Source organism: Mycobacterium sp. NTMscope_Eco_3 (genome assembly GCF_976985685.1).
This window is the reverse complement of the sequence record NZ_CDRJYZ010000001.1, coordinates 4,264,610-4,277,769: the sequence shown is the minus strand read 5'-3', so window position 1 is coordinate 4,277,769 and position 13,160 is coordinate 4,264,610. Positions and strand designations below refer to the sequence as shown.

Genomic DNA, 13,160 nt, shown 5'->3' with positions numbered 1-13,160 from the left:
CTCAGCGCAGCCGCATTCCGCGTGGCGTCGTGTGGAATCCGGCGTCGGTGAGCGCGCTCAGCGGCCCGGACCCGTCCGCGCGGGGCGCCAGTGCCGGCACCCCGTCGATGCGCTCCACCAGCATCCCCGCGACGCGGCGGGAGGCGACCAGGTCGGCCAGGGCCGTCGCCGCCGCGAGGTGGGCCGCGGGATCGTCGGTGAAGGTCAGCAGCGAGCGTCCGCCGCGCTCCAGGAACCAGGCCAGCTCGCCGTCGACCAGCACGACGAGCGCGCCGGCCTTGCGGCCCGGCCGCGCGCCCTCGCCGGCGGAGGCGGGCCAGGGCAGCGCCGCGCCATACGGGTTGGCGGGGTCCGCCGCGGCCAGCACCACCGCCCGGTATTCCGGCCGTTCCGGATCGACCCCCTCGCTGAAGTTGCGCAGCCGGTCGACCGTCGATGCGACGGCGAACTGCGCCCCGCCCAGCGACTCGATGAAGTAGCCGCGCTGGCACCGGCCCGCGTCCTCGAAGGTGCTCAGCACCTTGTACAGGGTGGCGAACCCGCCCGGGACGCCCTCGGTGGCCACCGCGCCGCGGGTGAGCACGCCGTGGCGGCCCAGCAACAGTTCCGCTTGGTAGTGGGCGCGCAGCGTGGAATCGGGCTCGGGGGCCGGCAGGATCGACCATCGGCCGCCCACGGTGGGGTCGGCGGGCCGGGACTGCGCGTGCGCGACGGTGTACCGGCTCAGCCGCGGCGGGCGCTGCGACCGGTGCGCGGGTGCGGAACGTTTCCGGGCGCCGGCGCCCCCGAGGACGGCGCGCACCGGGGCGAACGTGTCGCCGGTGATCCAGCCGGCCCAGATCAGTTCCCACAGTGCGGTTTTGAGCTCGGCGTCGGAGACCGCGCCGTGCGCGAGTTGGCGGAAGAAGTAGGCGCCGCCCCCGGCCAGGGTGTCCAGGATGGCGCGGTGGGCGTCGCCCAGGTCGATGTCGGCGGGCCCGGCCAGTGTCAGGGGCGCGGATTCGCCGGCGTGCAACGCGATCCAGCCGTCGCTGCTCGAGATCGACCCGGCGCCCGACCAGGTGACCTCGCCGGTGGCGAGCAGTTCGTCGAGCATCGCGGGGGAGTAGTCGCGGACCCGGGGGGCCAGCACCAGCGGCTCGATCGCCGACGCCGGCATCCGCACACCGGCCAGCTGGTCGATCACCGACATCAGGCCGTCCAGGCCGGAATAGCCTGGGCTGCGCGAGGATTCGGCCGCCCCCACGTGATGCCAGGCCGGCAGGAAGCGGCCGTACGCGGCGGTGCTGACCGGCTCGACCTGGGCCCGCAGCGCCGCCAGCGACCGTCGCCGCAGGATGCGCAAGACGTCGGCGTCGCACCACTGCTCGGCCCCGACCACACCGGCCGCCCCCGACGTCTCGGGCGCGGCGACGAAGTCGCCGCGCACCAGCCGGCCGTCACCGGCCAGCCGGCCCAGGACATCCGCCGTCACCCGCAGCCCCAGGCCGAATCGGGCGGCGGCCTCGGCCGTGGTGAACGGGGTGTGGGTGCGCGCGTAGCGGCCCAGCAGTTCGCCCAGCGGGTCGGTGACCTCCTCGGTGAAGGCGGCCGGCACACCCAGCGGAACCGGGATGCCGATGCCGTCGCGCAGGCGCCCGATGTCCTCGATGGCCACCCACCAGCTGCGCCCGGCGAACGACACCGTCAGCGCGCGCCGCGCCGCGCGCAGGCCCTCCAGCCAGCCGCCGACGTTTTTGCCGTCGGCGATGTCACTGCGGGCGGCCACCTCCTCCTCGGTCAGCGGGCCCAACAGCCGCAGCAGGTCCGCGACGCCCTCGGCGTCGCGCGCGGCCCGTTCGGCCGAGAGGTGCTGCAGCTGGCGGGCGGTGGCGTCGATGACCTCGGGATCGAGGAGCTCGCGCAGCTCCACCCGGCCCAGCAGCTCGGCCAGCAGCGTGCTGTCCAGCGAGAGCGCCGCGGCCCGGCGCTCCGCCAGCGGGCTGTCGCCTTCGTACATGAACGCGCCGACGTAGCCGAACAGCAGCGACGCCGCGAACGGGGAGGGGCGCGCGGTCTCGACCTCGACAACCCGCACCCGCCGCTGGGCGATGCCGGTCATCAGCGTCACCAGGGCGGGGACGTCGTAGACGTCCTGCAGGCATTCGCGGATGGTCTCCAGCACGACGGGGAAGTCGGGGTATCTGCGGGCCACCTCGAGCAACTGGGCGGCGCGCTGGCGCTGCTGCCACAGCGGCGAGCGGCGGCCGGGGTGCCGGCGCGGCAACAAAAGCGCGCGGGCCGCGCACTCGCGGAACCGCGACGCGAACAGCGCCGAACCGCCCACCTCGTCGGTGACGATCGGGTCGATCTCGTCGGCGTCGAAGACGAAAAGGTCCGCGCCGGGCGGTGTTTCCATCCCCGTGTCCGACGCGAAATCGGCCAAGGTGTCGGGCAGGCGCACCACGACGCCGTCGTCGGAGGCGGTGGGCTTCTCGTCGATGCCGTAGCGTTCCCGCAGCCGCCGGCCCACCGCCAGCGCCAACGGCCCGTTCACGGGCAGCCCGTAGGGCGAGTGCAGGATCACCCGCCAGTCTCCGAGCTCGTCGCGGAACCGCTCGACCAGCAGGGTGGTGTCGGTGGGCACCACCCCGGCGGCGGTGCGCTGCTCGTCGAGCAGGCGCGCCAGGTTGTCGGTGGCGTAGGCGTCGAAACCCAGCCCGGCGCAGCGGGTTTCGAATTCCTCGCGGGTGAGGCCGGCCAGCTCACCGGTGAACGCGCCGAGCGCGGTGCCCAGCTCGGCCGGGCGGCCGACGCCGTCACCGCGCCAGAACGGCAACCGGGCCGGTTGGCCGGGCGCCGGGATCACCAGCACCCGGTCGTGGGTGATCTCGGTGATCCGCCAGCTGGTGGCGCCCAGCGAGATGACATCGCCGGGCCGCGACTCGTAGACCATTTCCTCTTCGAGTTCGCCGACCCGCGAAGGCTTTTCGGCCTCGGAGGCCAGATACACGGTGAACAGCCCCCGGTCGGGGATGGCCCCGCCGGAGGTCACGGCCAGCCGCTGCGCGCCGGGGCGCGCTGTCAACGTGCCGGTGTCTCGGTCGTAGACCAGCCGGGGACGCAGCTCGGCGAAATCGGTGGAGGGGTACTTGCCGCTCAACAGGTCCAGGGTGGCCTCGTACACGCTGCGCGGCAGCGTCGCGAACGGCGCGGCGCGGCGCACCGTGTCGAACCACTTGTCGGCGTCCAGCGGCTCGAGCGCGGCGGCCGCCACGGTCTGCTGCGCCAGGATGTCGAGCGGGTTGGCGGGCACCCGCATCGTTTCGATCTGGCCGGTCAGCATGCGCTGCACGCTGACCGCGCAGCCGATCAGGTCGGTGCGGTGCTTGGGGAACAGCACGCCCTGGGAGACCTCACCGACCTGGTGCCCGGCCCGGCCGATGCGTTGCAGGCCGCTGGCCACCGACGGCGGCGCCTCCACCTGGATCACCAGGTCGACCGCGCCCATGTCGATGCCGAGCTCCAGGCTGGAGGTGGCCACCACCGCCTTGAGCAGCCCGCGCTTGAGGTCCTCTTCGACCAGGGCGCGTTGTTCCTTGCTCACCGACCCGTGGTGGGCGCGCGCCAGGATCGGGTCGGCGCCGTAGGTCTGGCCCGAGCCCATGATGTGCGCCGGGGCGCCGCCCGCCACCTTGGGGTTGGCCTCCGTGGACAGCTCGAGGCCGCTGCGTTCGGCGTGGATCTCGTTGAGGCGGGCGGTGAGTCGTTCGGCCAGCCGCCGCGAATTGGCGAACACGATGGTCGAGTTGTGCGCCTCGATCAGGTCGACCAGACGGTTCTCCACGTCGGGCCAGATGGAGGGGGTACCTCCCGCTTGCGGGGGAGTGTTCGCCAGGTTGGCCATGTCGGGCACCGGCACGGCCACGGTGAGCTCGACCGTCTTGGCCGACGCCGGCGCGACGATGGTCGTCGGCTGCCCGCCGGACAGGAACCGGGCGAGTTCCTCGGGTGGGCGCACCGTCGCCGACAACCCGATCCGCTGGGCGGGTGCGCCCTCCCGCAGCGAGTCGAGGCGCTCCAGCGACACCGCCAGGTGCGCGCCGCGCTTGCCCGCGGCGATGGCGTGGATTTCGTCGACAATCACCGTCTGCACCCCGGCCAGGGTTCCGCGTGCCGCGGAGGTGAGCATCAAAAACAGCGACTCCGGAGTGGTGATCAGCACGTCGGGGGGCCGGTTGATGAGGTGGCGGCGGGTGGCCGGCGGGGTGTCGCCGGAACGCACCCCGACGCTGATGTCCGGCGGCGGCAGGCCCCGGCGTTCGGCGATGCGGGTGAGCCCGGCCAGGGGGGTGCGCAGGTTGCGCTCGACGTCGACGGCCAGCGCCTTGAGCGGGGACACGTAGAGCACCCGGGTACCCCGCGGGCGGTCGGCCGAGCCGGCGAGGCTGTCCAGCGCCCACAGGAAGGCCGCCAGCGTCTTGCCGGACCCGGTGGGGGCGATCACCAGGGTGTTGTGGCCGTCGGCGATGGCCTCCCAGGCCTCGGCCTGCGCGGTGGTCGGCGCGTCGAAGGTGCTGGTGAACCACTCGCCGGTGACGGCGCTGAACCGGCCCAGGGGGTCGGCGGGGCCGGGTGGCCCGGAATCAGCGCGAGTGCTCACCCGTCCATGGTGCCAACGGGGACCGACATGATGCCGCGGCGTTCAGGTGCGCGAGGTGTTCATCGCCTCGCCGAGCTCCTCCGGGATCTCGGGCACCCGTGCGATCGCGTCCAGCAGCGCGTGCGCGCAGGCGTCGGCGAGCTTGTCGGCGTCGGTGGTGGGGTCGATGATCCGCTGCCGGCAGATCTCGAAGGTCATCGCCAGCCAGCCGTTCAGGATCACCCGCAGATGGCGCTCGACCTCGGGTTCCATGCTGGCCGCGGGGAGTTCGGCGATCAGCCGGTTGATCCGGGACATGATGTGTTCCATCTGGCGGTTCTTGGCGTCGTCCTCGACGCCCAGCAGAACCGGGTCGGACCGCCCCAGTCCGACGTACGCCGCCCACGCGGCCTCCGGGTTCTGCTCGTGGTAGGCCATGTAGGCCAGCACGCCGACCCGGATCTCCTCATACATGGTCAGACCGGTGACGTCGTCCATGTTGGTGTTCTCGTACAGGCGGTCGGCCTCGTCCTTGACCACCGCCGCGAAAAACGCTCGCTTGTCGGGGAAATAGTGGTACATCAGGGCCCGCGACACCCCGGCGCGTTCCGCGATCTCGTCGATGCGGACCTCGTCGTAAGGTCGCTTCCCAAAAACCTCTGCCCCTAAAGCGAGCAGCTCAGCGCGCCGATCCTCGGGGGATAGACGCCTTCGGGCTGTCGGCATGTGTCAGATAGTACTCATACGACATGAGACGACGGCCACAATGGATTCAACGCCTCAGCCGAACTCCACTCCCTGGGCCAGCGGCAACTCGCCGGAATAATTGACGGTATTGGTACTTTGGCGCATGTAGGCCTTCCACGAGTCCGTGCCCGATTCCCGCCCGCCGCCGGTTTCCTTCTCGCCACCGAACGCACCGCCGATCTCCGCGCCGGACGTGCCGATGTTGACATTGGCGATTCCGCAGTCGGATTCGGCCAGGAACTGTTCGGCCTCGCGCAGGTCCGTGGTGAAGATGGACGACGAAAGCCCCTGCGGCACGGCGTTGTTGAGGGCTATCGCGTCGGCCAGCTCGTGGTAGGTCAGCACGTAGAGGATGGGCGCGAACGTCTCGCTCGCCACGATGGCGGTCTGCCCGGGCATGCGCACCACGGCCGGCGCGACGTAGTAGGAATTCGGCTGCTCGCGGCCCTGCGGGTGCCGGCGGTCGCCGTCGAGAACCTCGCCGCCGTCGGCGCGCGCGGATTCCAGCGCCCCCACCATGTCGCGGTAGGCGGTCTCGTGGATGAGCGGCCCGATCAGGGTGCCGGGTGCGCACGGGTCGCCGATGGGCAGTTGCCGGAAGGCGGACACGACGCGGTCCACCACCTCGTCGGCCACCGAGTGGTGGACGATGAGCCGGCGCAGGCTGGTGCAGCGTTGGCCGGCGGTGCCGGCGGCGGCGAACACGATGGCCCGCACCGCGAGGTCCAGGTCGGCCGACGGCGTCACGATGGCGGCGTTGTTGCCGCCCAGTTCCAGCAGCACCCGGCCGAACCGCGCGGCGACGCGGGGGCCGACCTCGCGGCCCATCCGGACCGAACCGGTCGCGGACACCAGCGCGACCCGGGGGTCGTCCACCAGCAGCCCGCCGAGGTCGCGGTCGCCCAGTATCAGGGAGCTCACCGCGGGCGGGGCGCCGACGTCGGCCGCGGCCCGGGCGATCAGCGCCTGGGTGGCCAGCGCCGTCAACGGCGTCAGCTCCGAGGGCTTCCACACCACCGGGTCCCCGCACACCAGGGCCAGCGCGGCGTTCCACGCCCACACGGCGACCGGGAAGTTGAACGCGGTGATCACCCCCACCACGCCGAGCGGGTGCCAGGTCTCCAGCAGCCGGTGTCCGGGGCGTTCCGACGCGATGGTGCGCCCGTAGAGCTGGCGCGACAGGCCGACGGCGAACTGGCAGACGTCGATCATCTCCTGCACCTCGCCGGCCGCCTCGGAGGTGATCTTGCCGACCTCGACGGTCACCAGGGTGGCCAGCTCGTCCTTGTGCGCCCTGAGCAGCTCGCCCAGGCGCGCAACCAGCGCGCCGCGGACGGGGGCGGGCGTGGTTCGCCACACCGAAAAGGCTTGGGCCGCTTGGGCGATCGTCGCATCGGCGCGCTCGGGTGTGGTGGGCGCGACGGTGAACAGCACCTCGCCGGTGATCGGCGTGCTGGCGGGCAACCCGTGGGCGTCCGGCTCGCCGAGGCTCGCGGTGACGCCGATGGCGTCGAAGGCCGTGCGAACCCGGGCGCGCAACTGTTCGGTGGTCATGAGCATGCCTTTTCGTAGAGGGCGTACGGGTCGGCGACGTCGCGGCCGATCGCCCCGGCCAGCCACTGCGCGTCGTAGCCGGATTCGTCTGGCGCGTCCGCGGTTTCGGCGTCGCAGTCCAGGTTCGACCGGAAGATGCCCGCCGCCGAGGCGGGCAGGAAGTCCTCGTAGACGATCGGCGCCGACGGGTCACCGCCGCGGTAGTAGCCCAGCCCCTCGGCGGCCATCCGCTCGTCGGTGGGCGGAAAGTGATCCGCCCACACCGCGGCCGGGTCGGCGGCGCTCATCGCGGCGTCGTAGCGCGCGCGGCCCTTCGGCGTCAGCGCGACACCGCGGGCCTCCACTTCGCCGAAGCGCACCCGCAGCGTCCCCTCGGTGACCCGGCCGTCCTCGCCGCTGAACCGGCGGGGTTCGGCCAGGGCGCGAAACGAGGTCTGGCGCAACAACACCGCCGGCCCGTCGGTGGGCGGCGGCCCTTGGATGGCGTCGATCATGGCGATGCCGCGCCCGGTCATCCGCCGGTACAGATCGTCGATGTCGAGGACGCGCGGCGTCAGGTGGTTGAGGTGGGTGGAGCCGGCGCCGGCGATGTCGGCGGCCACCGCGGACACCCGTGACAACTCGTCGTACCAGGACTTGTCGATGGGCTCGGCCGACAGGGCGAACGCCGCCACCGCCGCCGCGACGAACTCCCGCGCCCGGTCGGCGGTGCAGCCGTCCTCGGCGGTGACCTCACGCGCGCGGGCGAGCAGCGCGGGATCGAACAGTTGGCGGCGCGCCAGGAAGGCCTCGACGCGGCGGCGCAGGTCACGGTCGAAGAACCGCGCGTCGTGGGTGGCCAGCATCGAGGTGAACACCCGAAAAGGATTGAGCGACAGCTCGTTTGCATCGACGGGCCGGAAGGCGGTCGACACCACGGGGACGGGTGAGGCCGCGCAGCGCAGGTCGTAGTAGCCGACCGGCAGCATGCCGAACGCGGCGAAAAGGTCGGCGACCGCGGCCAGTTCGGCCGGGCTGCCCACCCGGATGGCGCCGTGCCGCTCGGCCGTGACGCGCCGCAGCGAACCGAACCGTTCGGCGTCGGGGTGGCGCGCCGCGACATCGGCGTTGACCCGCTCGCTCACCGCGACCAGGGTGCCGTAGGCGGGCACCTCGGCGGCGTACATCGCCGAGAGGCCCGCGGCGAAAAGCGCGCGAAGCTGCCACGTCGGCAGCCATTTCGCGCGGCTCACGGCGCGCCGTTCCTGCGATAGTCTCCGGCCATGAGTGAGACGCTCGACGACGTCGACCGGATTCTGGTGCGCGAGCTGGTCGCCGACGGACGCGCGACGCTGGCGGAGTTGGCGGCCAGCGCCCGGCTGTCGGTCTCGGCGGTCCAGTCGAGGGTGCGCAGGCTCGAGGCCCGCGGCGTCATCGCCGGATACTCGGCGCGCATCGACCCGGAGGCCGTCGGGCACCTGCTGTCGGCGTTCGTGGCCATCACTCCTCTGGATCCCTCTCAACCCGATGATGCGCCCGCCCGCCTCGAGCACATCGAGGAGATCGAATCGTGTCACTCGGTGGCCGGCGAAGAAAGCTACGTCCTGCTGGTGCGCGTCGCATCCGCCCGGGCGCTCGAGGACCTGCTGCAGCGAATCCGGACGGCGGCGAACGTCAAGACCCGCAGCACCATCATTCTCAATACTTTTTACACAGATCGGCAGCATATTCCATAAATTATCCTGTCACGGCGCAACAATAGTGTAAAAATACGCCATCATGCCCGTACCATGGGCGTCATGACGGCCGCCATGGAACGTTTCGCGCCCGCCGGTCGCCGTGTGGATGCCGACGCCGTCCACGCGGTGCTGGCGCGCAGCATGCTGGTCGACGGCTTCGACTTCGTCCTCGATCTGGACCGCTCGCAGGGCTCCTACCTCTGCGACGCCCGCGACGGCCGGCGCTACCTCGACATGTTCTCGTTCTTCGCCTCCTCGGCGCTGGGCATGAACCACCCGGCGCTGGCCGCCGACGACGAATTCCGGGCGGAGCTCGTCGCGGCCGCCCTGAACAAGCCCAGCAATTCCGACGTGTACTCGGTGGCGATGGCCCGCTTCGTCGAGACGTTCGCCCGGGTGCTGGGCGACCCGGCGTTGCCGCACCTGTTCTTCGTCGACGGCGGGGCGCTCGCGGTGGAGAACGCGCTCAAGGTGGCGTTCGACTGGAAGAGCCGGCTCAACGAAGCGCGCGGTGTCGACCGCGCGCTGGGCACCCGGGTGCTGCACCTGCGCGGCGCCTTCCACGGCCGCAGCGGCTACACGCTGTCGCTGACCAACACCAACCCGGTCACCGTGGATCGCTTCCCCACGTTCGACTGGCCGCGCATCGACGCCCCCTACCTCCGGCCGGGCGCCGACGTGGCCGCGCTCGAGGCCGCGTCGCTGGCCCAGGCCCGCGCCGCCTTCGAAGCCCACCCGCACGACATCGCCTGCTTCGTGGCCGAACCCATCCAGGGGGAAGGCGGGGACCGCCACTTCCGGCCCGAGTTCTTCGCCGCCATGCGCGAACTGTGCGACCGGCACGACGCCCTGCTGATCTTCGACGAGGTGCAGACCGGCTGCGGCCTGACCGGAACCGCTTGGGCCTACCGGCAATTCGGCGTGCAACCCGACGTGGTCGCGTTCGGGAAGAAGACCCAGGTGTGCGGCATCATGGCGGGCCGGCGGGTCGACGAGGTCGCCGACAACGTGTTCGCGGTGCCGTCCCGGCTGAACTCGACGTGGGGCGGCAACCTGGCCGACATGGTGCGCGCCCGCCGCATCCTGGAGGTGATCGAGGCCGACGAACTCTTCGACCACGCCGCCGAGCAGGGCGCCTACCTGCTGGGCTGCCTCGAGCAGCTCGCCGGCGAGTTCCCCGGCGTCGTCCTCGATCCCCGCGGCCGCGGCCTGATGTGCGCGTTCAGCCTGCCGAGCGCCGCCGACCGCGACGAGCTGATCCGCCGGCTGTGGCGGCGCGCGGTGATCGTGCTGCCCTCGGGCCGCGACGGCGTCCGGTTCCGTCCTGCGCTGACCGTCACGCGCGCCGAGATCGACGCGGCGATGCGGGCCATGCGCGCCGCGGTGACCGGCCTGACCTGAGACCGAGCCCGTTTGCCCCGGTTTGTCAGGGGGTACTTCTTAGAGCCGTCGGTGGCGAGCCGGCGTCGCGGCGCGTAACCAAAACGGTGCGGCGAGCGATGAACTTAGGCGGGGCCGGGGGCGGGGCACGCCGGGGCCGAATCCGGGGAGGTGAGGACGATGCAGAAAGCAGGCGAGCGACCAGGCGGTGATCGCCTGGGGCAGGAAGACCGCGAGGTGCTCGCCGCGGTCCGGTTCGCCGTCGCGGCGACGGCCGCCGCCGTCGGCTTCCTGCTGATCGCCGCGGTGTGGGTGAGCACGTGTCCGACCGGGGGCGTCGACACCGTGGCCTGCGGCCCGCCGCAGCGCACCCTGCTGGCGTTCGGCGGTCCGATGATCGCGCTGGCCGCCGGGATCTGGGCGTTCGTGCGCACCTACCTCGTGTGGAAGGCCCGCGGAACCTGGTGGGGATGGCAGGGCGCCGGCTGGTTCTTGCTGACCGTCATGGCGCTGATGGTCGCCATGGGCGTTGCCCCGATCGCCGGTCCGGTACTGGCCCTTTAGGTTTGCTTCCCCGCGATCTAACGTTGATGGTGCGGTGAGGAGCAGCCATGGGAGACACCTATCACGACCCCGTCGACCATCTCAGGACCACGCGGCCGCTCGCCGGCGAGTCGCTGATCGACGTCCTGCACTGGCCGGGATATCTGTTGGTGGTCGCGGGCGTGATCGGCACCTGCGGAAGCCTCGCGGCCTTCGCGACCGGACACCACCACGAGGGCATGACCGCCGGCGTCACGGCCGTCATCGCCGCGGCGCTGGGTCTCGTCTGGCTGGCGGTGGAACACCGCCGGATACGCAGGATCGCCGATCGGTGGTACTCCGAGCACCCCGAGGTGCTCAGGCAATGGCCCGCCAGCTAGGGCGCCGCCACCGAAACACCGTCCGCTCTCCGCTTTTTCCGGGGTGACCTGCCACGACGTCACCCGTTGTGAGTTTTTGCCGGAAACCCGGATCCGAGATTACGGGCGGCGGCGAGTGGGTATCAGGTGTGCACCATGATGAGTGCCGGAACGGTTGCGTTTGCTTGGACGGAAAAGACCTCACCCCATCATGGGGGACAAAATCACGAACACACCGACATAAATGCCTACTGCGAGCACCAACAAAACGATCAGCGTGACCCCGGCGATTACCGCGACGCGCCTAAGCCGGCGCGTCCGGTCTGCATCGGTCGTGTCAGGCCCGTCCACAGCGGGCCGAATACCCGGCGGCGATCATGACTAACCGGCTCGAACGCACGGTCCAGGGCGGGCTGAGGAGCAGTAGTAGTGTCAGTCAAACCATGCCGGGAGACCATATGAACGATGCTGGATCGCACGCCAACAAGCGTCCGCGCGGCCATCGCGCTGTCGAACTTCACGTCGCAGCGCGCCTGGAGAACCTCGCGATGCTGCGCACCCTGGTCGGCGCGATCGGCACCTTCGAGGACCTGGATTTCGATGCGGTGGCGGACCTGCGGCTCGCGGTCGATGAGGTGTGCACCCGGTTGATTCGCTCGGCCACTCCCGACGCGACGCTGAGCGTCGTGGTCGATCCGCAGGACGACCAATTGGTGGTGGAGGCCTCCGCGGCATGCGACACCCACGACGTGGTGGCGCCCGGCAGCTTCAGTTGGCATGTGCTGACGTCCTTGGCCGACGACGTCCAGACTTTTCACGACGGTCGCGAACCCAATGAAACCGGCAGTGTTTTCGGCATCACACTGACGGCGCGACGGGCGGCCTCCAGCAGGTGACACCGCGAGCTGCCGGCGGTTCGGTCTCGCGTCCGAACGAGTACGCCGATGTTCCGGACATGTTCCGTGAGTTGGCCTCCGTCGCGCCCGACTCCATGGAAGTTCAGCGCCAGCGGGACAAGATCGTCGAGCGCTGCCTGCCGCTGGCCGACCACATCGCGCGCCGCTTCGAGGGCCGCGGGGAACCGCGCGACGACCTCGTCCAGGTGGCGCGCGTGGGGTTGGTCAACGCGGTGGTGCGTTTTGACGTCGACGCCGGCTCCGACTTCGTTTCGTTCGCGGTGCCCACGATCATGGGCGAGGTCCGCCGCCACTTCCGCGACAACAGCTGGTCGGTCAAGGTGCCGCGGCGGCTCAAGGAACTACACCTGCGGCTCGGCACCGCGACCGCCGATCTGTCCCAACGGCTGGGCCGCGCGCCCACCGCGACCGAACTCGCCGCGGAGCTCGAGATGGACCGCGAAGAGGTGGTCGAGGGCCTGGTCGCCGGCAGCTCCTACAACACCTTGTCGATCGACAGCGGCGGCGGGGGCGAGGAGGAGGAAGCCCGCGCGATCGCCGACACCCTCGGCGATGTGGACACCGGCCTGGACCGCATCGAGGACCAGGAATCGCTACGCCCGCTGCTCGAGGCGCTGCCCGAGCGGGAACGCACGGTGTTGGTGCTGCGGTTCTTCGAGTCGATGACGCAAACGCAGATCGCCGAGCGGGTCGGCATCTCACAGATGCACGTGTCGCGCCTGCTGGCGAAATCGCTAACGCGGCTGCGGGACCAGTTGCAGTAGCGGCCGGGGGTTTTCGTCGTCGTCGACCCACAGCGGCTCCAGGAGCGGCTCGGCCTTGGGCGTCGTCACCGGGAGCTGGCCGTCCGGGTCGCAGACGCGCAGCAACCTGGCCACCGCCGGGCTCGGCGCCATGGCCCACGAGACCTGGGCGGCCGAGCACAGCACGTTGATCCGGTGCAGCGCCGAAAAGCCTGCGGTGCCAACGAATTTCAGGCCGCGCAGGTCGAGGACCACCCGTCGGGAGCGGTTGAGGCTCTTTTGGACGTAGGCGGCGAGCTGATCGGCGTTGGCCGCGTCGAGCTCGCCGTCGACCGTGATCAGGGTGCCGACCGGGCCCCACCGCGCAGTGAACTGCGCCGTGCGGCTTTGTTGCCAAGATTGGGCCACAGGCATTGCTGACTCCATCCTGTTGAGCAGGATTACTGCTACGGGAATAGTCAGGAATACGTCAACCGACTGCAAAAAGTTCGGAGAAGCAGGGAATTTCGCCTACCCCCACGCCATCGACGTATCCCGGGAGGCTGTGAACTCAACCTTGCCCGATACCCTACTCGCGG

Annotated in this window: 11 protein-coding genes; 6 read left to right on the top strand and 5 right to left on the bottom strand. The window is 70.9% G+C overall.

Features of this window, described 5'->3' with window-relative positions:
• Nucleotide 1 precedes the first annotated feature (1 nt).
• From AC0KTM_RS19675 to hglS, 4 genes are read right to left on the bottom strand one after another with little or no spacing between them, the layout of a single operon-like run.
• The gene (locus tag AC0KTM_RS19675) at nt 2-4,642 is read right to left on the bottom strand and encodes an ATP-dependent helicase (protein ID WP_472416469.1); all 4,641 of its coding nucleotides are present in this window, start codon (nt 4,640-4,642) and stop codon (nt 2-4) included.
• Nucleotides 4,643-4,684: 42 nt separating this feature from the next.
• Nucleotides 4,685-5,347: a TetR/AcrR family transcriptional regulator gene (locus tag AC0KTM_RS19670; protein WP_225329578.1), complete on the bottom strand. Its 663-nt coding sequence runs from the start codon at nt 5,345-5,347 to the stop codon at nt 4,685-4,687.
• Between the two features lie 54 nt (nt 5,348-5,401).
• Nucleotides 5,402-6,922 carry an L-piperidine-6-carboxylate dehydrogenase gene (gene amaB / locus AC0KTM_RS19665; protein ID WP_472416467.1) on the bottom strand — a complete coding sequence of 507 codons (1,521 nt, stop codon included), beginning with the start codon at nt 6,920-6,922 and terminating at the stop codon, nt 5,402-5,404.
• Nucleotides 6,919-8,154 carry a 2-oxoadipate dioxygenase/decarboxylase gene (hglS, locus tag AC0KTM_RS19660; RefSeq protein ID WP_472416465.1) on the bottom strand — a complete coding sequence of 412 codons (1,236 nt, stop codon included), beginning with the start codon at nt 8,152-8,154 and terminating at the stop codon, nt 6,919-6,921. Before hglS ends, amaB begins: the two co-directional genes overlap by 4 nt.
• Before the next feature lie 30 nt (nt 8,155-8,184).
• On the opposite strand from hglS, the gene AC0KTM_RS19655 reads away from it, so the two are divergent.
• The 6 genes from AC0KTM_RS19655 (at nt 8,185) to AC0KTM_RS19630 (ending at nt 12,603) form a co-directional block, all read left to right on the top strand.
• On the top strand, nt 8,185-8,637 hold the full coding sequence (locus tag AC0KTM_RS19655; protein WP_225329575.1) for an Lrp/AsnC family transcriptional regulator: 453 nt from the start codon (nt 8,185-8,187) through the stop codon (nt 8,635-8,637).
• Between the two features lie 63 nt (nt 8,638-8,700).
• The gene (gene lat, locus AC0KTM_RS19650) at nt 8,701-10,041 is read left to right on the top strand and encodes an L-lysine 6-transaminase (RefSeq protein WP_472416463.1); all 1,341 of its coding nucleotides are present in this window, start codon (nt 8,701-8,703) and stop codon (nt 10,039-10,041) included.
• A 159-nt stretch (nt 10,042-10,200) separates the two neighbouring features.
• Complete coding sequence (locus AC0KTM_RS19645; protein ID WP_225329573.1) at nt 10,201-10,584, top strand: hypothetical protein; 384 nt, start codon at nt 10,201-10,203, stop codon at nt 10,582-10,584.
• Between the two features lie 47 nt (nt 10,585-10,631).
• Nucleotides 10,632-10,943: a protein UsfY gene (gene usfY / locus AC0KTM_RS19640; RefSeq protein WP_225329572.1), complete on the top strand. Its 312-nt coding sequence runs from the start codon at nt 10,632-10,634 to the stop codon at nt 10,941-10,943.
• Nucleotides 10,944-11,380: 437 nt separating this feature from the next.
• Nucleotides 11,381-11,818, top strand: coding sequence for an ATP-binding protein (locus tag AC0KTM_RS19635; protein ID WP_238956713.1), 438 nt, complete (start codon nt 11,381-11,383; stop codon nt 11,816-11,818).
• Complete coding sequence (locus AC0KTM_RS19630) at nt 11,815-12,603, top strand: RNA polymerase sigma factor SigF (protein WP_067166076.1); 789 nt, start codon at nt 11,815-11,817, stop codon at nt 12,601-12,603. Before AC0KTM_RS19635 ends, AC0KTM_RS19630 begins: the two co-directional genes overlap by 4 nt.
• Here the strand turns inward: AC0KTM_RS19630 and AC0KTM_RS19625 are convergent.
• On the bottom strand, nt 12,574-13,008 hold the full coding sequence (locus AC0KTM_RS19625; protein WP_225329570.1) for an STAS domain-containing protein: 435 nt from the start codon (nt 13,006-13,008) through the stop codon (nt 12,574-12,576). The genes AC0KTM_RS19630 and AC0KTM_RS19625 overlap by 30 nt on opposite strands.
• Between the last annotated feature and the right edge of the window lie 152 nt (nt 13,009-13,160).

What these genes read in the sequence shown, in the direction of transcription:
- AC0KTM_RS19670 (WP_225329578.1), bottom strand. Translation starts at nt 5,347, where the DNA reads ATGCCGACAGCCCGAAGGCGTCTATCCCCCGAGGATCGGCGCGCTGAG.
- amaB (WP_472416467.1), bottom strand. Translation starts at nt 6,922, where the DNA reads ATGACCACCGAACAGTTGCGCGCCCGGGTTCGCACGGCCTTCGACGCC.
- AC0KTM_RS19655 (WP_225329575.1), top strand. Translation starts at nt 8,185, where the DNA reads ATGAGTGAGACGCTCGACGACGTCGACCGGATTCTGGTGCGCGAGCTG.
- lat (WP_472416463.1), top strand. Translation starts at nt 8,701, where the DNA reads ATGACGGCCGCCATGGAACGTTTCGCGCCCGCCGGTCGCCGTGTGGAT.
- AC0KTM_RS19645 (WP_225329573.1), top strand. Translation starts at nt 10,201, where the DNA reads ATGCAGAAAGCAGGCGAGCGACCAGGCGGTGATCGCCTGGGGCAGGAA.
- usfY (WP_225329572.1), top strand. Translation starts at nt 10,632, where the DNA reads ATGGGAGACACCTATCACGACCCCGTCGACCATCTCAGGACCACGCGG.
- AC0KTM_RS19635 (WP_238956713.1), top strand. Translation starts at nt 11,381, where the DNA reads ATGAACGATGCTGGATCGCACGCCAACAAGCGTCCGCGCGGCCATCGC.
- AC0KTM_RS19625 (WP_225329570.1), bottom strand. Translation starts at nt 13,008, where the DNA reads ATGGAGTCAGCAATGCCTGTGGCCCAATCTTGGCAACAAAGCCGCACG.